This is a genomic window from Mesorhizobium sp. M0500, from assembly GCF_040321165.1.
Lineage (GTDB): Bacteria > Pseudomonadota > Alphaproteobacteria > Rhizobiales > Rhizobiaceae > Mesorhizobium.
The window spans coordinates 33,498-56,811 of record NZ_JAMYRB010000022.1; the positions used below are offsets into that span (position 1 = coordinate 33,498).

General features: G+C 62.6%; 24 protein-coding genes. 11 read left to right on the forward strand and 13 right to left on the reverse strand.

Annotated features, from left to right (window positions below; genetic code table 11):
- Positions 1-36 precede the first annotated feature (36 nt).
- A complete protein-coding gene (locus NKI70_RS26915; RefSeq protein WP_352567933.1) occupies positions 37-636 on the forward strand; it encodes a LysE family translocator in 600 nt (199 codons plus the stop codon).
- Here NKI70_RS26915 and NKI70_RS26920 read toward each other — a convergent pair.
- Positions 611-823 carry a hypothetical protein gene (locus NKI70_RS26920; RefSeq protein WP_352725391.1) on the reverse strand — a complete coding sequence of 71 codons (213 nt, stop codon included), beginning with the start codon at positions 821-823 and terminating at the stop codon, positions 611-613. The genes NKI70_RS26915 and NKI70_RS26920 overlap by 26 nt on opposite strands.
- Before the next feature lie 146 nt (positions 824-969).
- Positions 970-2,148 carry an MFS transporter gene (locus NKI70_RS26925; RefSeq protein WP_352457527.1) on the reverse strand — a complete coding sequence of 393 codons (1,179 nt, stop codon included), beginning with the start codon at positions 2,146-2,148 and terminating at the stop codon, positions 970-972.
- A 193-nt stretch (positions 2,149-2,341) separates the two neighbouring features.
- Between NKI70_RS26925 and NKI70_RS26930 the strand changes: the two genes are divergently transcribed.
- Together NKI70_RS26930 and NKI70_RS26935 are read left to right on the forward strand one after the other, a co-directional pair.
- Positions 2,342-2,695: an ArsR/SmtB family transcription factor gene (locus tag NKI70_RS26930; protein ID WP_352457526.1), complete on the forward strand. Its 354-nt coding sequence runs from the start codon at positions 2,342-2,344 to the stop codon at positions 2,693-2,695.
- A 94-nt stretch (positions 2,696-2,789) separates the two neighbouring features.
- A complete protein-coding gene (locus NKI70_RS26935; RefSeq protein ID WP_352725393.1) occupies positions 2,790-3,536 on the forward strand; it encodes a metallophosphoesterase family protein in 747 nt (248 codons plus the stop codon).
- Positions 3,537-3,602: 66 nt separating this feature from the next.
- Here the strand turns inward: NKI70_RS26935 and NKI70_RS26940 are convergent, their stop codons facing one another.
- Positions 3,603-5,993 carry a DNA/RNA non-specific endonuclease gene (locus NKI70_RS26940; RefSeq protein WP_352725395.1) on the reverse strand — a complete coding sequence of 797 codons (2,391 nt, stop codon included), beginning with the start codon at positions 5,991-5,993 and terminating at the stop codon, positions 3,603-3,605.
- Between the two features lie 263 nt (positions 5,994-6,256).
- Here NKI70_RS26940 and NKI70_RS26945 point away from each other — a divergent pair, with 263 nt between their 5' ends.
- From NKI70_RS26945 to NKI70_RS26960, 4 genes are all read left to right on the forward strand, one after another.
- A complete protein-coding gene (locus NKI70_RS26945) occupies positions 6,257-7,138 on the forward strand; it encodes an SH3 domain-containing protein (protein ID WP_352725397.1) in 882 nt (293 codons plus the stop codon).
- A gap of 216 nt (positions 7,139-7,354) precedes the next feature.
- Entirely contained in the window at positions 7,355-10,858 is a 3,504-nt protein-coding gene (gene carB / locus NKI70_RS26950) for a carbamoyl-phosphate synthase large subunit (protein ID WP_352725398.1), read from the forward strand.
- Positions 10,859-11,112: 254 nt separating this feature from the next.
- Positions 11,113-11,841 (forward strand): DUF5343 domain-containing protein, encoded by a 729-nt coding sequence (locus tag NKI70_RS26955; protein ID WP_352725400.1) that lies wholly within the window; start codon positions 11,113-11,115, stop codon positions 11,839-11,841.
- Positions 11,838-12,419: a Swt1 family HEPN domain-containing protein gene (locus tag NKI70_RS26960; protein ID WP_352725402.1), complete on the forward strand. Its 582-nt coding sequence runs from the start codon at positions 11,838-11,840 to the stop codon at positions 12,417-12,419. Before NKI70_RS26955 ends, NKI70_RS26960 begins: the two co-directional genes overlap by 4 nt.
- 268 nt (positions 12,420-12,687) lie before the next feature.
- Here the strand turns inward: NKI70_RS26960 and NKI70_RS26965 are convergent, their stop codons facing one another.
- The 4 genes from NKI70_RS26965 to NKI70_RS26980 form a co-directional block, all read right to left on the reverse strand.
- Entirely contained in the window at positions 12,688-13,152 is a 465-nt protein-coding gene (locus NKI70_RS26965; RefSeq protein ID WP_352725404.1) for a hypothetical protein, read from the reverse strand.
- Entirely contained in the window at positions 13,153-13,536 is a 384-nt protein-coding gene (locus NKI70_RS26970) for a DUF6152 family protein (RefSeq protein ID WP_352725406.1), read from the reverse strand.
- A gap of 351 nt (positions 13,537-13,887) precedes the next feature.
- Positions 13,888-14,376: a GNAT family N-acetyltransferase gene (locus tag NKI70_RS26975; RefSeq protein ID WP_352697633.1), complete on the reverse strand. Its 489-nt coding sequence runs from the start codon at positions 14,374-14,376 to the stop codon at positions 13,888-13,890.
- The gene (locus tag NKI70_RS26980; RefSeq protein WP_352697631.1) at positions 14,369-15,145 is read right to left on the reverse strand and encodes a transglycosylase SLT domain-containing protein; all 777 of its coding nucleotides are present in this window, start codon (positions 15,143-15,145) and stop codon (positions 14,369-14,371) included. The genes NKI70_RS26975 and NKI70_RS26980 overlap by 8 nt, the downstream gene beginning before the upstream one ends.
- A gap of 207 nt (positions 15,146-15,352) precedes the next feature.
- Between NKI70_RS26980 and NKI70_RS26985 the strand changes: the two genes are divergently transcribed.
- Positions 15,353-15,925 (forward strand): methylated-DNA--[protein]-cysteine S-methyltransferase, encoded by a 573-nt coding sequence (locus NKI70_RS26985; protein ID WP_352586862.1) that lies wholly within the window; start codon positions 15,353-15,355, stop codon positions 15,923-15,925.
- A gap of 52 nt (positions 15,926-15,977) precedes the next feature.
- On the opposite strand, the gene NKI70_RS26990 is transcribed toward NKI70_RS26985, so the two are convergent.
- The gene (locus NKI70_RS26990) at positions 15,978-16,304 is read right to left on the reverse strand and encodes a hypothetical protein (RefSeq protein WP_023719370.1); all 327 of its coding nucleotides are present in this window, start codon (positions 16,302-16,304) and stop codon (positions 15,978-15,980) included.
- A gap of 300 nt (positions 16,305-16,604) precedes the next feature.
- Between NKI70_RS26990 and NKI70_RS26995 the strand changes: the two genes are divergently transcribed.
- Positions 16,605-16,817: a cold-shock protein gene (locus NKI70_RS26995; RefSeq protein ID WP_023678332.1), complete on the forward strand. Its 213-nt coding sequence runs from the start codon at positions 16,605-16,607 to the stop codon at positions 16,815-16,817.
- A 332-nt stretch (positions 16,818-17,149) separates the two neighbouring features.
- Here NKI70_RS26995 and NKI70_RS27000 read toward each other — a convergent pair whose 3' ends face one another.
- The 3 genes from NKI70_RS27000 to NKI70_RS27010 all read right to left on the reverse strand — a co-directional run bounded on the left by NKI70_RS27000 (position 17,150) and on the right by NKI70_RS27010 (position 19,765).
- Positions 17,150-17,758, reverse strand: coding sequence for a glutathione S-transferase family protein (locus tag NKI70_RS27000; RefSeq protein ID WP_352586860.1), 609 nt, complete (start codon positions 17,756-17,758; stop codon positions 17,150-17,152).
- 262 nt (positions 17,759-18,020) lie between these two features.
- The gene (locus NKI70_RS27005) at positions 18,021-18,875 is read right to left on the reverse strand and encodes an EAL domain-containing protein (protein WP_352586858.1); all 855 of its coding nucleotides are present in this window, start codon (positions 18,873-18,875) and stop codon (positions 18,021-18,023) included.
- The gene (locus NKI70_RS27010) at positions 18,872-19,765 is read right to left on the reverse strand and encodes an EAL domain-containing protein (RefSeq protein WP_352586856.1); all 894 of its coding nucleotides are present in this window, start codon (positions 19,763-19,765) and stop codon (positions 18,872-18,874) included. Before NKI70_RS27010 ends, NKI70_RS27005 begins: the two co-directional genes overlap by 4 nt.
- 202 nt (positions 19,766-19,967) lie before the next feature.
- On the opposite strand from NKI70_RS27010, the gene NKI70_RS27015 reads away from it, so the two are divergent.
- Positions 19,968-21,170, forward strand: a complete 1,203-nt coding sequence (locus NKI70_RS27015; RefSeq protein WP_023678337.1) for a pyridoxal phosphate-dependent aminotransferase — start codon at positions 19,968-19,970, stop codon at positions 21,168-21,170.
- Between the two features lie 6 nt (positions 21,171-21,176).
- Here NKI70_RS27015 and NKI70_RS27020 read toward each other — a convergent pair whose 3' ends face one another.
- Together NKI70_RS27020 and NKI70_RS27025 are read right to left on the reverse strand one after the other, a co-directional pair.
- Positions 21,177-21,572, reverse strand: a complete 396-nt coding sequence (locus tag NKI70_RS27020) for a (R)-mandelonitrile lyase (RefSeq protein WP_023678338.1) — start codon at positions 21,570-21,572, stop codon at positions 21,177-21,179.
- Between the two features lie 30 nt (positions 21,573-21,602).
- On the reverse strand, positions 21,603-22,199 hold the full coding sequence (locus tag NKI70_RS27025; protein WP_023678339.1) for a methyltransferase family protein: 597 nt from the start codon (positions 22,197-22,199) through the stop codon (positions 21,603-21,605).
- Positions 22,200-22,346: 147 nt separating this feature from the next.
- Here NKI70_RS27025 and NKI70_RS27030 point away from each other — a divergent pair, with 147 nt between their 5' ends.
- Positions 22,347-23,213, forward strand: a complete 867-nt coding sequence (locus NKI70_RS27030) for an alpha/beta fold hydrolase (RefSeq protein ID WP_023678340.1) — start codon at positions 22,347-22,349, stop codon at positions 23,211-23,213.
- The last annotated feature ends 101 nt before the right edge of the window (positions 23,214-23,314 follow it).

A 23,314-nucleotide genomic window follows, 5' to 3' on the forward strand; every position in this document is an offset into this window, starting at 1 on the left:
CAAACAGCCTACCGTGCAGGCTTCAAAGGAAGCAGCATGTTTGAAACCGTCCTTCCCCTCGTCCTGTTCGCGCTGGTCTCAACCTCAACGCCCGGCATGGCCACGACCTTATCGACGGCGTCCGGCGCGCAGTTCGGCTTTCGCCGCTCTATCCCGCTGATGGCCGGGAGTGCGGCCGGCTTGGCCACGGTGGCTGCGGCAGGTGCTGCCGGGCTCGCCAGTCTGCTGGCTGCCGCTCCTTCGCTGCAACTGGCAATGAAAATGGCCGGTACCCTCTATCTGACGTGGCTTGCCCTCAAGATCGGCCGCAGCGGTCCGCCCAACCTGGACGTGGCCATGGCAAAGCCGAACAGCTTTTTGGGCGGCGCCGGCCTGCAATGGATGAACCCAAAGGGCTGGGCCATGGGGCTGGGAGCGGCGGCATCCTTTGCCGCGCTCGCCAACGGGCCGCTGCAGCTCGCCGTGCTGCTCGGCACGGTCTTCGGCCTTGCAGCGGCCCTATCGCTGGCGGCGTGGTGCGTGGCGGGCACGCTGCTCGCCCGGTTGCTGCGAACCGAGCGGCAGTGGCGCATGCTCAACGCCGTGCTTGGCCTGCTGCTGGCCGCCTCGATCATCCCGATGTGGCGGACAGCGTAAGATCAGTCTTTAGCCATGTCGGGCAGCGTAACGCGCCGCCGGCTTGCCCGCCAGAAGACTGCCGAAGAAGCCTTGCGGACGCGAAGAAAGGCACCCCCCCGGCAATATCGGCAAGACCCGGTGCCGTGAATGCTTCACCTTTTTCCAGGCCAACCAGCGCTGCATCGACCAGATCGTCGGCGGTCATGACGATTTCTTGCGGAACGTCGGCGAGGTCGCTTCCGGCAACTTCCCAGAATTCGGCACTGGACGAAATCGCCGCGCTGGATTTTGACGCACCGCCGCCGCGACTTGAACTATCGGCGGCCGGCAGCCAAGCTTTGCTAACAAGCCTTACTCGGCCGGCATCGCCACCGGACGCGCCGCCAGGTGGCCCGCCAGCACGACGCCCAGACCGACGATCGGGAATGCCGCCGCGACCACGCCGAGGTCGGCCGGTGCGCCATAGCGCAGCACCGCGGCGCCGACCACGGCACCCAGTGCCACGCCGAGATAGAGCGCCGAAGCGTTCAGCGACAGCACGATTGGCGCGGCATCGGGCGCCAGCTTGATGATGCGGCTGGCCTGCGCCGGCGGGAATGCCCAGCCGACGATGCCCCACGGCACCATCATGGCCATCAATGCCGGCCCGGCGATCTCGCGCGGCAGGAACATCGGGATCAGCGAAAACGTGACCAGCATCGCGGCACTCAGCGCCAGTGACCAGCAGACGGTGCGCGTCGCGCCGAAACGGTCGGCGGCCTGACCGCCGCCGATATTGCCGATGACCGCGCCAACGCCGAAAGCGAGCAGCATTCCGGGAAGCGCGATCGGGTTCAGTCCGCCGCCTTCGATCGCGAGCGGCGCGACAAAGGCAAAGACGGTGAAGGCGCCGATCAGGGCCAGGATGGTCGTCACCAGGATAGGCATGACGCCGGGGCGAAGTGCCGCTGCCAACCGCATCCGGAGCGGCAGCCTGGTGCCGACGATGCCGCGCGGCAGCCGGTACCACAGGATCGCGCCGGCGAGCGCACCAAGGCCGGCGATGGCAAAGAAGGTGCCGCGCCAGCCGGCAACCGTCGCAACGAGCGCGCCGAGCGGTGCTCCGACCGCGACCGCAACCGTAGTGCCGCCGACGACCACGGCAATGGCGCGGGCGCGGTGATGATCGTCGACAAGCGCAACGGCCGTTCCCTGTGCGGTCGCCGCGAACAAGCCTGACGACAGCGCCATGACGATGCGCGCGATCAACAGCAATTCGAAGGAGGAGCTTAGCGCCGCGGCGACGTTGCCCAACACGAAGAACACCAGCGTCCACAGGATGACGCGGCGCCGGTCCCATTCGCCGGTCAGCGTTGCCAGGATCGGCGTGCCGATCGCATAGGCGAGCGCAAACGCGGTGATCAGCGTGCCGGCGAGCGGAACGGAGATGGCGGCATCCTTTGCAATGTCGGGCAAAAGGCTGGAGATGACGAAACCTTCGGTCGAAATCGTGAACGATCCGAGCGCAAGCCAGATGAGGCGCTTATCCATGGCAATTTCCTTAGTTCAAAGGTTATTGAACAATTGGACATAACAGGGCATGATGTCAATAAAGCCGCTGCAAAATAGCCGAACCATCCTGACAGCCCGGTGTCAGGACGGGGCGACGGGACGAAACTATGTGTCCATTAGCCACGAGAGAAGATGCGTTGAAATCGGCTCCGAATGTGCTTAATTCCTGGGCATGACCTTGCCCCATCCCACCGCCGACCAGATCAGCCTGCCGAACGTGCTTGCCGTGCTCGGCGACCCGACGCGACTGGCCATCGTGCGCTATCTCGCCAGCAAAGAGGGCGTGCCGCTGAATTGCAGCCGGTTCCTCGATCTCTGCTCGAAGACCAATCTGAGCTACCATTTGGCCAAGCTGCGTGAGGCCGGCGTCACCCGCACCGAGGCGGTTGGAACCAGCCGGCTGATCACGCTGCGCCGTGACGATCTCGACCGCCGCTTCCCGGGCCTGCTCGACAGTGTTATTGCCGCGGCCGGCGACGCATCGTTGCCGGCGGTCGGCGGCCACGAGATCGAAGTCCGCGCCTGAACGACCCGAAGCTGGGTTCCGCTCTCGCTCGCCTCGCGAGGCGAGCAAAGTAGCTTCACCCGCCCTCCAGCCATTCCAATTAACGGAGCCTGCCATGCGCATTGCCGTCCTCGCCGACATCCACGGCAATGTCCTGGCGCTCGACGCCGTGCTCGATGATCTGCGGCAGCGCGGCGGCGCCGACCTCATCGTCAATCTCGGCGATTGCGTTTCCGGCCCGCTCTGGCCGCGCGAGACCATGGAGAGGCTCGAGACGCTCGACCTGCCGACGGTGCGCGGCAACCACGACCGCCGCGTTGCCCGCGACACCGCCGACGAGACCATGTGGCCGTCCGACCCCTACGCGCAGGAACGGCTGACCGCAGGCCAGCGCGAGGCGCTGTTCGCGCTGCCCCTCACGCTGGAAGTCGCGCCCGGCATACTCGCCTTCCATGCCCGGCCCGACCACGACGAAAAATACCTGACTGACGCGATCGTCGACGGCCGGCTGGTGCGCGCGCCGCTGGTCGCAATCGAGCGGCGCCTCGGCGCGATCGATCCCGCCTGCCGCATCATGCTTTGCGGCCACAGCCATCGCAGCGAGCTGGTCCGCATTCCCGGCGGTCCGGTCATCTTCAACCCGGGCAGCATCGGCTGCCCGGCCTATCACGATGATACGCCGCCGGCGCATGTCTCCGAGCAGGGCTCGCCGCACGCCCGCTACGGCATCGTCGACTTGCACCCCGACAGTTTCGAAGCCATCGCCGTCGATTATGACCACGAGGCGGCGGCGCGCCAGGCCGAGCAGGCGGGACGGCCCGAATGGGCTCACGCGCTGCGCACCGGCTTCATGCCGGGCTGAGCTTGCTCATGCCTAGCTGAACGGATGACCGCCTTCGAGCGGCAGAAGTCGCGACCGGTCCAATCTTCAGTTGCCAGACGCGGATCGCTTCGATCGCTTGGCAGGACGTCGGGTGCTGGCCGCCGAAGTCTTTGAAGACTTTGGCCGTGACGTCTTGGGCGCCAGTTGCCTCGGGTTGAAAGTCTGTGCTGGAACCGATTCGGAGCCGGCCCGAATGTCGGCGTCGCGCACCTGCTGGCCAAAGTTCAGGCCGGTCAGCTCTTCAATCTCGGCCACCGTCGAAAGGAACTCCGATACCCTGGCAATTTCAAGCGGGTCATCGAATGCCTCGGCACGCTCGCCGAACGCTTCGGGCATCACTTCCAAAACCGGCTTCTGGTCCGCCAGCAGCGCGATGGCGCGCAGGCCAGCTTGATCGGACCACAGCGCGATCTTCCAGAACTTCAGCGGAACATGGCTGTCGAAGCGGTAGGGAGGATCGTCCTCGCCGAACACTGGCCCGGCAAACACCGTGACACGGCCTCGCGTCGTATAGGCGTTGCGCAGCACATAGGTTTCTACCGCGCGCCATCTCAACTTCCCTTTGGAGCCGGGATGGTTAAGCGAGCTTCCTTGATTGAAGAAGCCGACTTGCGGCGCAGCATTGGTATAAAAGAACGTGTCGCGTTCTGCCGCGACCGCCTCCTGATCGACGCCCCATGCGGGGTCGCCGCGAAGTGTAATATGGCCCTTCTGGAACATTCGAGCGATTCGTTCCTTGGATTTTGCGACGGGAAATCCAGGGACATTCTGGCTCGAATAGAATTCCTGGTTCATCTGCTCGCCAAGGTCGATGCGCCGATCCGGCCGGAAAGCATCGCTGGCTTCCGAACCGGAAATCGACTCCACCCCCAATTCGACAAGCGACGGGTTGTCGATGACCGTCTTGTCCTCACGATTGACCGCCTTGGTGCGGGATCCATCGATATTGCAGGCGGTGACGAAGGCAAGCCTGCGATCGGCGTTCATCAAGATCGAAAAATGATGGTAGCGCAATTCGTGTGGGTCCTCTCCCGGTTTGGCAAGAAGGTTTTTGGCCAACCGGTAGGGTGAATTGGCAACCGTCGGCATTGCCAGGACAAAGCCCGGTATGAAGCCGGGCTCATACCCTCCACGATCGTCGAAATCCTCTGTTTTCCAACCCGCGGCCTCGGCGATGGCCACCTTCCCGGGTTCGCTTGCCGGGCCTTTGCCGTCGTTTCGTCTCGCATCGCCTCCGTCGCGGTCGATCAGCGGCGCCCGGACATTTATCTCGACGGGAAAAGTCCAGGTGACCGAGCCATCGGCATTGTGTCTCGTCGCCGGCGGATTGCGATCCGGTTCCGGCCGCTGCACCGGCTTGTCCGGCACATCTTCGCGAATATCGGCGTTCAGCCGAACTGTCTCGTCCATCATGCGCGGCATGCCGGCCCAAATCGCCAGAGCTTGCGAAACCGCCGATGCCGAGGAGCCCGGCAGCTTGGACTTTCTAGCACCCAGATCGTCAACGATGGCGCTGATCCGTACGCCTTCGTTGATCTCGCGCGCAAGCGCATAGCCACCTATGCCCGTCACCTCGTGGAACGGGCCGGCCCAATGGTGCAGGGCAATAGGTTCCCATTCATTGTTGAAGACCGGTGAACCGGACGAACCCTGTTCGGTGTCGGCGACATAGTGCAGCACTTGCACCGTTTCGTCGCGGGCCACCAGCCGGTTTTCACGCAACACCAGTTCCTTGAAGCGGCCATCGGGATGCTGGACGATGTTGGCGATTTCGCCGAGCATATGCTTGTCGCGCGCATCCGACAGCGAGATAAAACCGAACTCCCCCAGTTCCTTTGGACCGGAACGCCGCTCGCCAACTCCGATCAGCGTATAGTCCAGACCCTCTATGCTATCGGTCACGAAACAGGATTCAGGATCGAACAGAAACGTCGTCGGCGCACGCACGGCATTCGCACCGTCCTGCTCATAATCGAACTGGACCTGGAAGCGCCGGGAATCCGCCAGCGACGAAATCACGTGGTTGTTTGTGAGGAACAGCCTTGGCCCGACGAGAAAACCCGATCCTTGTGGATTGCCGTTGAGAAAGGCAACGCGGCCAACCGCATCGGCAGCACGGCGCCCACGCTCGAGGAATGCGACCCCGATGAAATCGAGCGTTGGGCCGAGAATTGCCTCCGGCCCTGGCTGCTTGGCGGCGGCCTTTCTTTCCCCGGCAGACCTCATGTCGATCGCTGCCGATATCATCTCCGCTTCGGTGCGGCTGAGCGACGCCTTTACCTGCAACCTGTCGAGGCGCCTGGAGAGGGTCTGTTCGGCGGCCAGCGGATTGCCGTTGGCGATGTGACCAAGTGAAGCCTCAATTTCGGCGCGCGTTTTCTTGATACGCTGGCGAACTATGTTTTCCACCTGCGCAAATATTTCAAGGTCGACCATATTGCCCTTCTCAACCTTACTTGAGAGAGTGCATATTTACATGAAATGTGCAATATTTTGCCGGCTGTTAGTTCACGGAAGTGGCCTGGTCGCGATTCAACACGCGGCACCTTTTCGGGCTTACACAGCGCCGTCTCGTCGCCTATAAAAACCGGCTGGCGTGCGATGGCGCTTTCGTGCCTGGCCGCGCCTTCGGCAATTGAACCTACCGCCCATGGCAGATGATTAGGCGCACACTAACACTCCCGACGACGCTGCTTGCGATGGTTGCCGCTCCACTGATGCTGGCGGAGTTGCCGGCCAACGGCCAGGAGCCGGAGCCCATCATCTCGATTGTGACGGGTCTTGCTCCGGATGATCTCCTGAACGTGCGCGCCACGGCGTCGGCCATGGGCAAGGTCGAGGCACGGCTGCCGAGTGGTTCGAGCGTGAAAAATCTCGGCTGCGGCGACGTCAGCGGCCACAAGTGGTGCAAGGTTGAAGACATTGACGACCCGAAGCTGAGCGGATGGGCTCCCGCACGCTACCTCGACCCTATCAATCCCCGGCAAGTGACACCCCAGGCGGCGGCCGATACGGAGAATCCTGCCTCTCAACCGCTGCCCGATCTGACAACGCGCCTCGGCGCAACCGCTCCCGAAACGACGCTGAACTCCGCTGACGCAATCGGCAAGGTGGCGATCGAGGATGCTTACCGCCTGGCCCTGGCCGCTGGAAACCCCGCGACTGGACCGGTTGATGGATCGCCGCCCGTGGCTGCGGACCCCGTCCGGAATTTCGGCGCGGCCAACGCGGCGCCCCCGGCCGACGCACAGACCGTTGCGCGGCTGCAGCCGCCGGGGACACCGGTACCCGGTGCCGGCAACGCCATCCCCTGCGCGCGCTATCTCGGCGAGCCGATGACCAGCTGCAAGGCAGGCGTCGTGCGCACCGGCGACAAGACCGACGTGACCGTGACCTGGCCCGATGGCGGCACGCGCATCATCAGCTTCAAGGCCGGCAAGCCGGCCGGTGCGGACGCGCCCGGCGAATTCCGCTTCACCCGCGAGGGCAGCCTGAACATGATCCGCGTCGGTGCTTCCGAACGCTTCGAGATTACGGATGCTTTGGCGTTGGGGGATAGTGGTAAGGGAGTAGGGCAGTAGGGCAATATGTTTAAAGGCGTTCGAACCTCTGCCCTACTGCCCTACTGCCCTACTGCCCTACTGCCCTACTGCCCTATCCGCATTTTAGGGGGTTACATCCGGCAAAACTCTTCCCTATAAGGCCCTCCTAGCCTGATACCAGAATCGCGAGCACAACCGGCCGGGTCATCCCGTCCGGCTTTTTGTGCAAGCCGCCCGCCGAAACGGACCCTCGACATGCCAAGACGCACCGACATCAAGTCGATCCTGATCATCGGGGCCGGCCCCATCGTCATCGGTCAGGCCTGCGAATTCGACTATTCCGGCACCCAGGCCTGCAAGGCGCTGAAGGAAGAGGGTTTTCGCGTTATCCTGGTCAACTCCAATCCGGCCACCATCATGACCGATCCGGAACTGGCCGACGCCACCTACATCGAGCCGATCACGCCCGAAGTGGTTGCCAAGATCATCGCCAAGGAGCGGCCGGACGCGCTGCTGCCGACCATGGGCGGCCAGACCGCGCTCAACACCGCTTTGTCACTGCGCCGCATGGGCGTCCTCGACCGCTATCAGGTCGAGATGATCGGCGCCGACGCCACCGCAATCGACAAGGCTGAGGACCGCGCGCTGTTTCGCGAGGCGATGAACAAGATCGGCCTGGAAACGCCGAAGTCGATGCTGGCCAACGCCACCGACGTCAAGAATGCCGACCGCAAGACGCACGAGGCCGAGCGCGCCGCGCTGAAGGCGGAAAAGCCCGAAAATCTCGACGCCGCGCTCGATGCTCTGGAAACGCGCTGGAACCTCGGTGAGGGCGACCGTAAGCAGCGCTATATCAGCCATGCCATGGCGATTGCAGCACAAGCGCTCGACCATGTCGGCCTGCCCGCAATTATCCGCCCCTCCTTCACCATGGGCGGCACCGGCGGCGGCATCGCCTACAACCGCGCCGAATTCTTCGAGATCGTCCAGTCCGGCCTCGACGCCTCGCCGACCACCGAAGTGCTGATCGAGGAGAGCGTGCTCGGCTGGAAGGAGTATGAGATGGAGGTTGTCCGCGACAAGGCCGACAACTGCATCATCATCTGCTCGATCGAGAATATCGATCCGATGGGCGTGCATACCGGTGACTCGATCACCGTCGCCCCTGCCCTGACGCTCACCGACAAAGAGTACCAGATGATGCGCAACGCCTCGATCGCGGTGCTGCGCGAGATCGGCGTCGAGACCGGCGGCTCCAACGTGCAGTTCGCCGTCAACCCGGCAGACGGCCGCCTGGTGGTGATCGAGATGAACCCGCGCGTCTCGCGCTCGTCGGCGCTGGTTTCCAAGGCGACCGGTTTCCCGATCGCCAAGATCGCGGCAAAACTCGCCGTCGGCTATACGCTGGACGAGTTGGAGAACGACATCACAGGCGGAGCAACGCCGGCCTCGTTCGAGCCGAGCATCGATTACGTCGTGACCAAAATCCCGCGCTTTGCCTTCGAGAAATTCCCCGGCGCCGAGCCGGTGCTGACCACCTCGATGAAGTCGGTCGGCGAGGTCATGGCCATCGGCCGCACCTTCCAGGAATCGCTGCAGAAGGCCTTGCGTGGACTGGAGACCGGCCTGACCGGTCTGGACGAAATCGAGATCCCCGGCATCGGCCACGGGAACGCGCCGGCCAGCCATGTCGATGACCGCAACGCCATCCGCGCCGCCTTGGGCACGCCGACGCCGGACCGGCTGCGCATGGTGGCGCAGGCGATCCGCATGGGCACCTCGCTCGAAGACGTGCACGCAATGTGCAAGATCGACCCGTGGTTCCTCGAGCAGATCGCCGGCATTCTCGACATGGAGGCGCGCATCCGCGAGCACGGCATCCCCGAGGACGCCGCCAATCTGCGCATGCTGAAGGCGATGGGTTTCTCCGATTCCCGCCTAGCATCCCTGGTCAGGAAGGACGTCGAAGAGATCCAAAAAATTCGCGAAAAACTCGACGTTCATCCCGTTTACAAGCGCATCGACACCTGCGCCGCCGAGTTCGCCTCGCCCACCGCCTACATGTATTCGACCTATGAGGTTCCCTTCGCCGGCGCGCTCGCCAACGAGGCGCAGGTCTCGTCGCGCAAGAAGGTGGTCATCCTCGGCGGCGGCCCCAACCGCATCGGCCAGGGCATCGAGTTCGACTATTGCTGCTGCCATGCCGCCTTTGCGCTGCGCGACGCCGGCTTCGAGGCGATCATGATCAACTGCAACCCGGAGACCGTGTCGACCGACTACGACACTTCCGACCGGCTCTATTTCGAGCCGCTGACGCCGGAGGACGTGCTGGAGATATTGCGCGCCGAGCAGGCGGCCGGCGAGCTCGTCGGCGTCATCGTCCAGTTCGGTGGCCAGACGCCGCTGAAGCTGGCGGATGCGCTGGAGAAGGCCGGCATCCCGATCCTCGGCACCTCGCCCGACATGATCGACCTCGCCGAGGACCGCGACCGTTTCCAGAAGCTGTTGCACAAGCTTGGCCTCAGCCAGCCGAAGAACGGCATTGCCTATTCGGTCGAGCAGGCCCGCCTCGTCGCCGGCGAGCTCGGCTTCCCGCTGGTGGTGCGCCCGTCCTACGTGCTCGGCGGCCGCGCTATGCAGATCATCCACGATGAGAGCATGCTGCAATCCTATCTGCTCGACACCGTGCCCGGCCTGGTGCCGGAGGACATCAAACAGAAATATCCCAACGACAAGACCGGCCAGATCAACACGCTGCTCGGCAAGAACCCGCTTCTGTTCGATACCTATCTCTCAGGCGCCATCGAAGTCGATGTCGATTGCCTCTGCGACGGCAAGTCGACCTACGTCTCCGGCATATTGGAACACATCGAGGAGGCCGGCATCCATTCGGGCGACTCGGCCTGCTCGCTGCCGGTGCATTCGCTGCCTTCCGAGCTGGTCGACGAGCTGGAGCGCCAGACGGCAGCGCTTGCCCGGGCGCTCAATGTCGGCGGGCTGATGAACGTGCAGTACGCGATCAAGGACGGCACCGTCTATGTGCTGGAGGTCAACCCGCGTGCGTCCCGCACCGTCCCCTTCGTCGCCAAGACCATCGGCCGGCCCATTGCCAAGATTGCTGCCCGCATCATGGCCGGCGAAAGCCTGGAAGACGCCTTCGCCCATTACGGCGCCATGCCCGACCCGCGCAATCCCGGCCACATCGCGGTCAAGGAAGCGGTATTCCCGTTCGCCCGCTTCCCCGGCGTCGACATATTGCTCGGCCCGGAAATGCGCTCGACCGGCGAGGTCATGGGCCTCGACCGCGACTTCGCGCTCGCCTTCGCCAAGAGCCAGCTTGGGGCGGGTGTTGATCTCCCCCGCGCGGGCACGCTGTTCGTCTCGGTGCGCGACGAGGACAAGAAAGGCATCCTGCCGGCGGTCAAGCGCCTCGCCGGCCAGGGTTTTAAAGTGCTCGCCACCTCCGGCACCGCCCGCTTCCTGGCCGAGAATGGCGTCGTCGCCGAAAAGATAAACAAGGTGCTGGAAGGCCGCCCGCACATCGAGGACGCCATCCGCAACCGCCAGGTGCAGATCGTCTTCAACACGACGGACGGCCAGAAAGCGGTGTCGGACTCGAAGTCACTGCGCAGGGCGACGCTGATGCAGAAGGTGCCGTATTACACGACATTATCGGGCGCGGCTGCGGTGGCGGAGGCGATTGCGGCGTTGAAGGCGGGGAGCCTCGAGGTCAGGCCGTTGCAGGAATATTTTGCCTGACAATTAGCCAATCTCCCTCCTTGTGGGGGAGATGGCCGGCAGGCCAGAGGGGGGCGCTGTCCCGCCAACGTTGCAAGCCAGCCAGAAGCCTCCATCCGTCGTGGCAGAAAAGTGCCGATCCATCTCGCCCAGAAGATCGAGAGTCTTTCCGCCGGAGGAGTGCCTCAACACGGGATCACCGTGAAAAGGACAACGCTTACAATTGATAAGCATCAATTTATCTGTCAGGCTCGCTTCAAATAATGGGGTAGAAAATGGCGAAGAAAATTGAGGATAATGAGAACAAAGAACCTTCTGAAATGCCAGACCCGGCGGCAAATGGCGGAGACAAACAAACTGCGGTGCAACGAAAAATACCCGGCAATCTACCTTACTTGACTGCCAGCGGAACTCTAAAAAAAGCGCTAGACCGCCTGATCGAAGCCCAACGCCCAGAAAGATTCAGCGTTGATTTTCTTGAGAATGTACTCAAGCTCTCGGGCGGAGCTGCGAGAGCTACGATACCAGTACTAAAGAAAATGAACTTCCTTGGCAGCGACGGTACGCCGACCGAGCTGTACGCAAAATTTAGAACAGATAGCGGTCGGGGAATGGCAGCTTTGCAAGGTCTGCGAAGCGCGTTTCAAGAGATTTTTCGCCGGAGCGAATATGCACATTCGGCGGAAGAATCGAAGCTCAAAGACATAATCGTCGAAATAACAGGCCTAAAATCCAACGATCCTGTCGCAATGGCTATCCGCGGCACATTCAACGTTATCAAATCCTACGTCCCGTCAAATCTCGATCTAAACGCCCCCACCGCTGAAATCAATGAAGCGACGGAACCCTTGGAGAACAAAGCGCCTTTACGACCTGAAGTGCGCGATGGCCAGTCGCGAGAAATCGGATTGCTTTACAATATAAATATTGTATTACCAGAAACATCAGACCTGAATGTTCTTAATGCGATATTTAAGAGCATAAAAGAGAATTTGATGAAATGAGACAAGCCGAAAAGATAGAGCTATTTATACTTAAGTGCGCCTCTCTAAAGATGTCTGTCGATGGCAACTCTCCTGCAGACGTCGGCGCTCGGACGATTGAAAAAGAACCGGAAATTTTCGCATCAATCAATCAGTTTTCTAGTGATGTGCGCGCAAATGCCGACCTTATGTCCCGGTACTACAAGTTATTCTATATGCTCGAAAATGACATTAGAAAATTAATCGATGAAACTTTATCTGAAGCTTACGGTCTTAACTGGTGGGATCAATATTCACCCGGTAGTGCAAAAGAAGAGTGTAAATTTAACCAGCAACGAGAGCAAGAAGCGGCTGTTACTAGCCGCTCGGAGAATGAGCTTGATTATGTTTCGTTCGGTCAATTGGGCGAAATAATTCGATCGAATTGGATTCTGTTCGGTGGGATCCTTAGCAATCAGAAAGCGCTAGGCAGAGTAATGTTTTCCTTAAATACCCTTCGGGGGCCTATCGCCCACTGCGGCTTGCTTGCCGAAGACGAAATTGACCGTTTGAAATTGACTGTAAAGGATTGGTTCAGGCTTCTAGAAGGACCAAAGTAGTTTTCTATCTCCAATGAATGCAAGGGATCAGCGATGCCTCGATCTGTGTCCCGATGTCACCACGCACCATCTCGCCCGTCACGATGTCCACCGGCGGCGTCGCCGAGATGAATAACCGTTGGCCCGGACCGCTGTTGAACACGGTAGGCCGTGCGCCCGCACCTTGGCCGACATCACCGGCAACTCAATGATTTATAGCAAACTCCCTCTGGCTGCATTTGCAGGGAGCTTATCTCTCGCCTGGGGAAGGCCATTGCCGACGCTCAGCCTAGCCGAGAAACCCAATAAACCGTCCGGCGAAAAGCACCGACGTCCACAGCACCAGCGAGAGCACCGCCAGCATGGTCGCGGCCCCGCCGGCCGACTGGTCACCGCCGCGTGCGCCGCGCATGAAAACAAGAAAATTGGCTCCAGCAAGCAGGATGAGTGTCATCTTGGCGAGGAAGATCGGCATCGCCGCATACTCGCTCGCCCTGACTGAAAACAGCAGCGACCCCGTGACCAGCCCGCCGCCAAACGCGCCCAACGCGGTGCGGCGCAGCAGCGCCACGAACGCCGCCTGCGGCAGCGAGCGGAAGGCGCCCAGGATCCTGAGGTCAATGAGCCAGACGCTGGTCAGCAGCGCGCCGATCGACATGATGTGGAGCGCGTTGACGATTGGGTAGGCGACGAAGGAGGCCTTCAGCCCCCGCACCAAAGCGAGTTGCTCAATGCCGGCGAAAAACCCGTCCATTCAAGCCGGCGGCACGCGTTCGGGATAGACATCATAGGTCTTGCCGCCGACGATGACGCGGACTGCCTTCATGCGTTTTTCGCTCTCGTCGCGCGAGCGATGGCCGATCGCGGTCACCTCGTCGCCGACCTTGGCGACCTCCTCGGTGAAGCCGGCGGCGATCGTGCGGGACGGCGGCGCCATCTCCACCCGCCAGGCTTCTCCCTCCGCATCGACGTCCAGCGTGGCATGCGGGTTGCCGATATAGATGGCCGTTATCTTGCCCCGGAGTTCGAAAAACCCGTCCTGCGTCCACGACCAGCCGTGATGGGCATAGGCCGCGGTGCCGGCGGCAAGGATCACCGCCGCCGCCAGCGTGACGCTCCGGTTGAAAGGTGACAGCATCGCTCGTCTCCTCGGTACCGGCACTAGAGGGTAGGTCAGCGCGCCGCAGCGTCAAATCACATGAGGCCTTTTGGGTCGCTGCGCTCCACAGCCATGTAACGGCATGGATCCTAGGGTCTGCGCTCCCGCTTCGCGTTCGCTCCGCCCTAGGATGACGAAGCGCGGGTAGGCTTCCAGCCAATCTCCAACGCCCGCGATTGGCCTTTATGCCACTGTGCCCTTCGTCATCCTAGGGCGGAGCAGGAGCGAAGCGACGTCGCGGAGACCCTAGGATCCATGCCGTTACCTTCGAGCGTCGCAGCCTGCTCGAATATCAACGCACTTACCCGAAGCCGCTCAGCCCCCGACCTCTCACCCCGCCCAATCCACCTCGACCATCCCCAGCCGCTGATAGAGCCGCACTGCGGCGGCGTTCTCCACCGTATTGGTCTTGAGATCGACATGCGCAGCACCCCTTGCCTGAAACACCGCAAACGCGTGCCGCATCAGTGCCTCGGCGATGCCGTTGCCGCGTGCCTCCGGGTGGACGGCAAGGTCCTTGACGAAAGCCCGTGTCCAGCAGAGCGCCGCGCCCGCCAGCCGGCCCTTGCGGTCGATGACCAGGAAACACAAAGCTGGGTCGAATTCCGCGTCGGCCGAAATGCGTGGCCACCATTCGTCGAACGGCCCGTCGGCGCCGTCGTCGAACACCGCGGTCAACAGCGCATGCAAAGCGAGTGCATCGGCGGCTTCGAAGGCGCGCATGAAAAAACCTTCGGGCCAGCGCGGCGCCAGAAGCGTGTCGTCGAGGATCTTGCGCAGGCGGATGTCGTTTGGCGCCGGCGGGCGCGGCTCAGGCATCGGGTTGCATGCGGCGGCGCAGGCTATCGCTGCCGAGGCCGGTTTCGCCCAGCATCCCCTTGCGCTTGGCGTCGTAATAATAGCCGCTCTGGTAGAGCCGGTCGGCGCGCTTGGGATTGCCGCCTGAGACCAGCCAGGCGCCGCGCAGATATTTCACTGCATATTTCAAATTGGTCTCGGCATCGAACAGGCCGCTTGCCGGCCCGTCATAGCCCATGCCGCGCGCCGTCGCGTGCTTGATCTGCATCAGCCCCCAATGGCCGTGATTGTAGGCTTTCGGGTTGAAGGTGCTCTCGCGGTTGACGACGCTGCGCACCAGATCGACCGGCACCTGGTAGAGCGCGGAATATTTCTCGATCAGCCGCTCGATCTCGCTGCGGCCGCCGGCGTTCGACTGACCCTCGGTGGGGTCGGTCGCGGCCAGAACGGCCGGGTTCTGCGGCACCGTGTAGGAAACCGGCTGAACGCCGGGCATGGCCGCGGTCTGTTGGGTGACCGGCATGGCGACGGCTGGCGTCGCGGTAACAGGCTGGGCATTGGCGGTCATGACGGCGGGGGTAGTTGCCGCCAGCGGCGTCGGCCCGGCAAAGGCGGCGGCCGGCTCGACCGGCAGCGCCGCCGTCTGGGCGACGCCGGACGGTTCCGGCAGCACCGAAACCGTGTCGGGCAGCGCCATCGTAAAGCCGGCGTCGGTATTGGCCTTATTTTCGGTAAAGGCCGGCGCCGGGGTCACCGGCGAAGTCGAGGTGCAGCCGCTGAGAGCGGCCACGGCCAACACCGCCACTAGGACGGGAAAGAGAAATTTTGCTGGCAAGCCGCGCTCGGGTCCGGTTCGTCGGGTGTTAAGAAGTCCTTACACCAGCATCTTTCCCCGGGCAATCCGCGGCATTCGACCGTTTTCGGGTGGCGAGCCGGGCCGGGAAATGCGATATTGTTCTGGATTTGTACTTCGAAGGATTCCGGAAAGGAGCACGCCATGGACGCCTCTCATGCCACCGCCGGCCACGCGGTCTTCGAAACCGTGCTCGGCTTCATGGGCATCGCCTGGAGCGAAGCCGGACTGACCCGGCTCTGCCTGCCGCAGCGCAATCGCGACGCGGTCGAGCGCCGGCTGCTGCGCCATGCCTCCGACGTCGAACAAGCCGTGAAGCCCGAGCCGCAATGGGTTGCCGAGCTGATCGCGTCGATCAAGGCCTATGCCGCCGGCGAGGATATCGATTTCTCCGGCGTGCCGGTCGATCTCAGCGGCGTCGACGAGTTCCGCCTGGCGATCTATGACGCGGCGCGAAAACTCGCCTTCGGCGAAACCACCACCTATGGCGAACTGGCCAAACGCGCCGGCCATGCCGGGCTGGCGCGTGAGACAGGCGCCGCACTCGGCGCCAACCCGGTGCCGCTGGTCATCCCCTGTCACCGCATCCTTGCCGCCGGCGGCAAGATCGGTGGATTTTCCGCGCCCGGCGGCTCGGCTACCAAGGAAAAGATGCTGGCCATGGAAGGCGTACGCGTCGGCCCGCCACCGCCGGCGCAGGTGTCGTTCGGGTTTTAGGTGTGCTGATATTCAGGCGAGGCCGGCACCCGGCGCACCATTTCGTCCCACTCTAATCCGGAAGCAGGCGCCGGCGGAAGCGCCGATCGATCTCCACCCGCTTGCATTTGTAGACGGTGCACGAATTCGTATCGGCGCTCGGCACCGAGGCCCGCGCCCTGACTTCGCCGATGTCGCAGAATTGCTGGCTCCGCACATAGCGGTCGTAGAGCGCCAGGCCCGGCACGCGCGCCGATCTGTAGCGCAGGATGACCGCACCCTCGCGCGCGATCGTCGCCTGCACCTTGCCGCAGCTCATGCGGGTCGGGTCGTAGCGCGAGACCGCCTGCGCCTCGGCGGCCACCAGCGTCAGGCAAGCGGCAAGCAGAACGATTTTCATGGCCCCTCTCCCCAAAACCCGGTCGCGCCCGAAGCCGGCGCGATCCTCCCGCGTCAGGCGCGCAGCGACGACGCTCTCACGCGATTGGGGCGGCCGTTGGGCAGGGTTGTCGCGGCGCCATTTTCCGCCCCGTCTTGTTTTTTGCGCGAAAGCATATTATATGCCGTCCATTGATATTTCGGCCGATCGATCCGGGCCTCGCGATCTTCGCGTTTGCTGACGTTCTATCTCCAAAATCTCGATACAAACCGGCTGGGTTTCGGTCCAGTCAAACTAAAGCAAACGTAAAGGACTATCGAAATGGCAACAGGTACGGTCAAGTGGTTTAATTCCACCAAGGGTTTCGGCTTCATTCAGCCTGACAGCGGCGGCGCGGACGTTTTCGTTCACATATCCGCAGTCGAGCGTGCTGGACTGTCGACCCTGGTTGAAGGCCAGAAGATCAACTTCGAGATCGAGCAGGACCGCCGCACTGGCAAGTCGTCCGCTGGATCTCTGAGCAAGGCAGCCTGATTTTGCGAATGGCGCGCGCCCGGCGCTATCCCCGGGCGCGCGGCAAGTCACGGATGTACTGGGGGTCGCGCGAGAAGCGCGCTGGAGCGAAAGACCCCGACAAGCCGAAGCAGCAGATTGCTGCCGGCCCGGCCAAAACGCTCCCGATCAGGCTACCAAGCATGGGAAGGCGGGATTTTGTCCCGCCTTTTTGCTGTCTGGATTTTAAACGCCGACAATTGGCGAAACCGGCGATACAGCTCCTTCTCCCCGTATAGTGACGGGGAGAAGGACGCTTTCGCCGAAGCTTTCGCCAATTGTCAACGTTGCTCAGCAAAGTCGGCGAGTTGCACTCAACCCACCCACTCCAGCGGCACATGCCCCGGGTCGGCCTCGACCCTTTTCAGCCAGGCGGCCACCGCCGGATAGGCGTCGAGCTGAAACCCGCCCGTCTCGGCCGTGTGCGTATAGGCATAGAGCGCGATGTCGGCGACGCTGAGCATATCACCGGCGAAGAAGCTGCTCCCGGCCAGGTGCTTGTCCATGACGCCGAGCGCCTTGTTGCCGCGCTCCAGCGTCAGCGCCAGCCGCTCGGGCGTTGCGTCCTTGGCTCTTTCAGGGAAGGTCAGCAGCGCCCTGCGCACGGCGATATAAGGCTCGTGGCTGTATTGCTCGAAGAACAGCCACTGATAGGCCAGCGCGCGTTCGTATCTGTCCGCCGGCAGAAACCGCGTGCCTTCGGCGAGATAGAGCAGGATGGCATTGGATTCGGCCAGCCGCCGGCCGTCGTCGAGTTCGAGCAGCGGCACCATGGCGTTCGGGTTTTTCGCGACATAGTCGGGCTTGCGCGTGTCGCCGGTGTGCGAGCTGACCTCGACATTGGTGAAAGCGATGCCGAGCTTGGCCATCAACAGGCGCGGCTTGTAGCAATTGCCGCTGTCGATCATTCCATAGAGTATCATCGGTACTGCCCCTTGCTCGCAACCACCCGTCTCAGGGCTTGATCCAGCCTCTATCGCGGCAGCGGCGGCTTCATCCAGTGATTTGTTTTGGCGTAACCATCAGCGCCGCTGATGCATTTCAGGATATATCGAGATTCAAGTCAGGCCGAGCCGAGAAGGGTGGGTTCCGAGAACCGGAGCGGAGCGTACTTTGGGTACGTGAGCACCGGAAGCGCAGGAAACCGCCGTTCGCAGGCCGGCATCACTTGAATCTCGACATATCCTAGCCGAATAGGGGGATGACGTTGTTGTCCCTGCCAAGCAGCCTGTCGATCGACAGAGGCTCCTCGTCGAACAGCGTACCGGCCAGCGCCGGCCGGGCAAGGTAAAAGCCCTGCAGCAGGTCGACGCCGCCATCCAGCGCGACGCGCAGATGCGTGGCGTTCTCGACGCCTTCGACCAGCACCTTGGCGCCACGGTCGTGCAGCGTCGAAACCAGCGGCCGGAAAAACCGCTCGGCGGCGGCATGGCGGCAGAATTCTGCGAACCAGGTGCCGTCGATCTTGACGATGTCGGGCTGCACCAGGGCTACCCTTTCTTCGGTCGAATGCCCGGTGCCGAAATCGTCGATGGCTATGCGGACGCCGTCGCGCCGCATCTCGCGCGCCAGGCTGACAAGCACCTTGTCGCCGGCCGCCTGCTCGGTGATCTCGCAGACCAGCATGCCGGGATGCAGGCCGAAATCCGCCAGATGCCTGGTCATCAGCCTGATTTCGGCCAGCGCCCGTGCGGGGTCATCGTTGATCAGCGGATTGTAATTGAAGAACAGGTCGAGCCCGTCGACGCCGATGTTGCGGAAGTTGCGCAAATGCAGCACCCGGCACATGGTTTCGACCAACAGCCGATCCGCTGCCGGCACACCTTCGAAGAAGATTTGCGGCGCCACCGGCCTGCCTGCGCGATGCGGCTCGATCAGTCCCTCGACCGCGACGGCGGCGAGAAACCTGCCGCGAGCCGCGAAGACCGGCTGGTAGGCGCTCCTCAGCCGGAATGCGCCATAGACGCCATATTCGATGCCGACCTCGTCGGCAAAGATCGCTTCGCCGACCTTGCGCCGCATGTCGGCCCGCCCGGTCACGATGCCACCCTGCGCCCGAAAGCCCGCATCGGTCGCCGCGAGGTCGAAACGGCCGTGGGCACTTTGTCCTTATCGGGCGACACCGCTGATGCCTGCCCGGCCTTGTCGAAGACGTGAAAGCTGGTCGGTGCAAGCTCCGGGCGTGCCAGCACGAAGCCTTGCACCATCGAGGCGCCCGACTTTTCGGCGAGCTCGAGCTGCCAGCCCGTCTCGATGCCCTCGAATACCGTCCGGATGCCTTGCTCTTCGAAGCTTGTCACCATAGCGGTCAGCAAGGCGAAGCCGGCACCGGACTCCATCAGCGTCATGATCCAGTCGGCGTCGAACTTGACGATGTCTGGCCTGAGTTCCTTGATGCGATTGATGTCGGACTCCTCGGCGCCGTAATCGTCGACGGCAATGCGCAAACCATTGCCCCTGAGCGCCTCGACGAAATTGTAGAGCGTTTCCTGCGACGCCGATTTCTGCTCGGTGACCTCGCAGACGACGCGGCGCGGATCGATGTCGGCCTCGTGCAGCACCAGCCGCATGTCGCGCAGCGCCTTGTCGGCGATGCTGCGGTCGGTGAACACCGATGGATCGAAATTGATGAAGATGGAGGCGTCTCGCGGCAGGCAGGCGCCGGCGTTCAGAAGGTGCAGCGTCCGTGTCAGCGCCTCGATATGCAGGCGGTCGACCGCCGGACAGCTGTTGAAGAAACTCATTGGCGGCTGCGGCTCGCCTTCGCGGAACGGCCGGATCAGCCCCTCGAACGCGACGACGGAAAGCTTGCCCTTGTTGAAGGCGAAGATCGGCTGGAACGCGCTTTGCAGCGTATAGACCCCCCAGACACCGCTGGCGGTGCCGTCATCATGGCGGATGATATGGGCAAGCCCGATGCTGCGCGTCACGGTTCCTCGCTATGCGAGACTGGCGGACCGGCCACGGTCCTGCCGTTCAAGCTTTTACCGATCGTTGGTGAATTTATTGTTGCCAGCATTGCGCGCTGGCTCATTCGACAATGCCTGCGCTGGGCTTGCGCTTGAGAAGACGATGCGACATGAGAGGCGCCGCGGCGCCTTCGCCCGCCGGTCTTTTCTGGAGATATCTGTCATGGCCTTTCTTGCCGACGTCCTTTCCCGCGTAAAGCCTTCCGCGACCATCGCGGTGACGCAGAAGGCGCGCGAGCTGAAAAACGCCGGCCGCGATGTGATCGGGCTGGGCGCCGGCGAGCCGGACTTCGACACCCCCGACAACATCAAGCACGCCGCGATCGAGGCGATCCGCCGCGGTGAGACGAAATATCCGCCGGTATCCGGCATTGTGCCGCTGCGCGATGCGATCGCAAAAAAATTCAAGCGCGAGAACAATCTCGACTACCGGCCGGAGCAGACCATCGTCGGCACCGGCGGCAAGCAGATCCTGTTCAACGCCTTCATGGCGACGCTGAACCCCGGCGACGAGGTGATCATCCCGCGCCCCTATTGGGTCAGTTATCCCGAAATGGTGGCGATCTGCGGCGGCACCTCGGCCTTTGCCGACACCTCCATCGACAACGGCTTCAAGCTGACGGCGGCCGTGCTGGAAAAGGCGATCACGCCGCGCACCAAATGGCTGTTGATGAACTCGCCGTCGAACCCCTCGGGCGCAGCCTACACCGAAGCGGAACTCAAGAGCCTGGCCGACGTGCTGTTGAAGCACCCGCATGTCTGGGTGCTGACCGACGACATGTACGAGCACCTGACTTATGGCGACTTCGTCTTCAAGACCATCGCCGAGGTCGAGCCTAAGCTCTATGAGCGCACGTTGACGATGAACGGCGTGTCGAAGGCCTATGCCATGACCGGCTGGCGCATCGGCTACGCGGCAGGCCCGGTGCCGCTGATCAAGGCGATGGACATGATCCAGGGCCAGCAGACCTCCGGCGCCTGCACCATCGCCCAATGGGCGGCGGTCGAAGCGCTGAACGGCCCGCAGGATTTCATCCCGAAGAACAAGGCGATCTTCCAGGGCCGGCGCGATCTCGTCGTCTCGATGCTCAACCAGGCGCGCGGCATCACCTGTCCGTCGCCGGAGGGTGCGTTCTACGTCTATCCCTCCTGTGCCCAGCTGATCGGCAGGAAGACCAAGAGCGGCAAGGTGATCGACAGCGACGAAACCTTCTGCTCGGAACTGCTCGAGGCCGAGGGCGTGGCGGTTGTTTTCGGCTCGGCCTTTGGCCTCGGCCCGAACTTCCGCATCTCCTACGCCACGTCGGAGGCTCTGCTCGAAGAGGCCTGCACGCGCATCCAGCGCTTTACCGCCGCGCTGGTCTGAGACGTTTCAGCCGCCATACTGCTCGTCGTTCACCTTCTCCAGCCAATCGACATGCACACCCTCGAGCGCCTCCTGCATGGCGATGTGGGTCATCGCCGATTTGGGCGCGGCGCCGTGCCAGTGCTTTTCGCCGGCCGCAAAGGAGATGACGTCGCCGGCCCTGATCTCCTGCAGCGGCCCGCCCCAGCTTTGCACGAGACCGGCACCGGATGTGACATAGAGCGTCTGGCCGAGCGGATGCGTGTGCCAGTGGGTGCGAGCGCCGGGCTCGAAGCTGACCAGCGTGGCTCTGAGCCGCGCCGGCGCCTCTTTCTCGATGATCGGCGTCTGCAAAACCCGGCCAGTGAAGTATTTTTCCGGCGCAACAATCGTCGGCACGCTGCCGCAGGCAATAATCTTCATCGTCGCAAGTCCTCGATTCAATCCAGTGTCTTAGACCCTACCACTTTCGTCCGATGCCGGCTGCATCTCCTGCCGGCTGCGGGCAAAACGCGGCCAGAACAGACCGGTCCGCGTGCGGTAAGCGTCGTAGGCATCGGCCAACCTTGTCCGCGAAAATTTTCGCTCTTCGTCCAAGGCTGCGATCACGTAGATCGTAACGATGCCGGCGACCGGAACCACCGCCCAGACCGACCAGGTCGCGATACCCCATCCGATCCAGAAGATGATGTAGGACGTGTAGAACGGATGCCGGACATGGAGATAAGGGCCTTCGGTCACCAGGCTGTCGGGATTGTCAGGATCGAATGCGAACCGCAGCCGCGCCTTGCGGGAGACCGAGATCGCCCACCAGAACAGCGCCGAGCTTGCCAGTTCGATGGCGAGCCCGCCGATCTTCGCCGCCACCGGCTGCCGCTCGATCCACAGCAGCGCAAGAAAGAACAGCGCCGTGCCGACCACGACGGCCGAAATGATCATCGCGCCTTGAGACATGGTCTGCGACTGGAAATGCGCGCGCATCGACCAGGCATATTGCCCGAGCGTCGCGATGCTGCTGATCGAGAGGAGAAGGTCGAGCGTGGATTCCATCATCAGGGTCCCGGGGTTAGCTGTGGTGGATTCGTTCATCATACCCGGCGCAAGCCGAGAAATCATTTCTTAACCACCGTTCTAAACAACATGGTGACCTCGGCATGCGATGTTGACCTGGAGACAATCCCAAGGTCCAAACCAGATATGGCCGTTTCCCACCGCACGATCCGCACGCCGCAAGCGGATTTGCGCCTCAGCCAGTCGTCGGGACCCGGCATCCCGCTTGTCCTGATCCACGGCTCGGGCAGTTCGCGCGCCGTATTCGCCCGTCAGTTCGACAGCCCGTTGGCCGCTGCCCATCGGTTGATTGCTTTCGACCTGCCCGGCCATGGCGAATCGTCGGACGCCCGCGATCCGGCGACGGACTACACCATCGCCGGCCTTGCCCAATCGGCGGCTCAGCTCCTCGATGTTTTGGGGATCGGCCGCGCCGTCGTCTTCGGCTGGTCGCTTGGCGGGCACGTGGCAATCGAACTCGCAAGTTTTCACCGCGCCGTCGGCGGGCTGATGCTGACCGGCGCGCCGCCGGTATCGAAGGGTCCTTTCGGCATGCTGCGCGGCTTCCACGCGCATTGGGACATGCTGCTGGCGTCCAAAAAGACGTATTCCGAACGCGATGCCGAGCGCTTCGAGACGCTGTGCTTCGGCGACACCGCCGATCCGTCCTTTCGCCAAGCCATCCTGCGCACCGACGGCCGGCTGCGCGCCGCGGTGACGCGCGGCATGCTCACCGGCAAGGGCGCCGACCAGAGACAGGTGGTCGAGCAAGCCGCGTTTCCGGTCGCTATCGTCAATGGCGAGAACGATCCGTTCGTCCGGCTCGGCTATTTTGAGACACTCGCATACGGCTCGCTGTGGGAGCATTGCCACATCATCTCTAGCGCCGGGCATGCGCCTTTCTGGGAGCGTGCGGACCTGTTCAATCCGTTGCTCGCGCGCTTTGCCGAGACGGTGGCGGTGCAGCGCGTCGACGCACCCTCGCTGGCGTCGCGCCTAACCGGCACCGGCTGAACCGGCCCCAACTTCAAATCCCTTCAACCTCAAATCCCTTGCCCTCCCGGCCTGCCCGTGGGACGATGCCCTTTGGGTAGGTGGCAAATTGAAAAAAGCCT

Coding starts and splice junctions, on each gene's coding strand:
- NKI70_RS26935 (WP_352725393.1), top strand. CDS start 2,790: ATGCGCATTGCCGTCCTCGCCGACATCCACGGCAATGTCCTGGCGCTC.
- NKI70_RS26965 (WP_352725404.1), bottom strand. CDS start 13,152: ATGGACGGGTTTTTCGCCGGCATTGAGCAACTCGCTTTGGTGCGGGGG.
- NKI70_RS26995 (WP_023678332.1), top strand. CDS start 16,605: ATGGCAACAGGTACGGTCAAGTGGTTTAATTCCACCAAGGGTTTCGGC.
- NKI70_RS26925 (WP_352457527.1), bottom strand. CDS start 2,148: ATGGATAAGCGCCTCATCTGGCTTGCGCTCGGATCGTTCACGATTTCG.
- NKI70_RS27015 (WP_023678337.1), top strand. CDS start 19,968: ATGGCCTTTCTTGCCGACGTCCTTTCCCGCGTAAAGCCTTCCGCGACC.
- NKI70_RS26985 (WP_352586862.1), top strand. CDS start 15,353: ATGGACGCCTCTCATGCCACCGCCGGCCACGCGGTCTTCGAAACCGTG.
- NKI70_RS26960 (WP_352725402.1), top strand. CDS start 11,838: ATGAGACAAGCCGAAAAGATAGAGCTATTTATACTTAAGTGCGCCTCT.
- carB (WP_352725398.1), top strand. CDS start 7,355: ATGCCAAGACGCACCGACATCAAGTCGATCCTGATCATCGGGGCCGGC.
- NKI70_RS27000 (WP_352586860.1), bottom strand. CDS start 17,758: ATGATACTCTATGGAATGATCGACAGCGGCAATTGCTACAAGCCGCGC.
- NKI70_RS27025 (WP_023678339.1), bottom strand. CDS start 22,199: ATGGAATCCACGCTCGACCTTCTCCTCTCGATCAGCAGCATCGCGACG.
- NKI70_RS26955 (WP_352725400.1), top strand. CDS start 11,113: ATGGCGAAGAAAATTGAGGATAATGAGAACAAAGAACCTTCTGAAATG.
- NKI70_RS26920 (WP_352725391.1), bottom strand. CDS start 823: ATGACCGCCGACGATCTGGTCGATGCAGCGCTGGTTGGCCTGGAAAAA.
- NKI70_RS26945 (WP_352725397.1), top strand. CDS start 6,257: ATGGTTGCCGCTCCACTGATGCTGGCGGAGTTGCCGGCCAACGGCCAG.
- NKI70_RS26970 (WP_352725406.1), bottom strand. CDS start 13,536: ATGCTGTCACCTTTCAACCGGAGCGTCACGCTGGCGGCGGCGGTGATC.
- NKI70_RS27020 (WP_023678338.1), bottom strand. CDS start 21,572: ATGAAGATTATTGCCTGCGGCAGCGTGCCGACGATTGTTGCGCCGGAA.
- NKI70_RS26915 (WP_352567933.1), top strand. CDS start 37: ATGTTTGAAACCGTCCTTCCCCTCGTCCTGTTCGCGCTGGTCTCAACC.
- NKI70_RS26975 (WP_352697633.1), bottom strand. CDS start 14,376: ATGCCTGAGCCGCGCCCGCCGGCGCCAAACGACATCCGCCTGCGCAAG.
- NKI70_RS26930 (WP_352457526.1), top strand. CDS start 2,342: ATGACCTTGCCCCATCCCACCGCCGACCAGATCAGCCTGCCGAACGTG.
- NKI70_RS26990 (WP_023719370.1), bottom strand. CDS start 16,304: ATGAAAATCGTTCTGCTTGCCGCTTGCCTGACGCTGGTGGCCGCCGAG.
- NKI70_RS27030 (WP_023678340.1), top strand. CDS start 22,347: ATGGCCGTTTCCCACCGCACGATCCGCACGCCGCAAGCGGATTTGCGC.
- NKI70_RS26940 (WP_352725395.1), bottom strand. CDS start 5,993: ATGGTCGACCTTGAAATATTTGCGCAGGTGGAAAACATAGTTCGCCAG.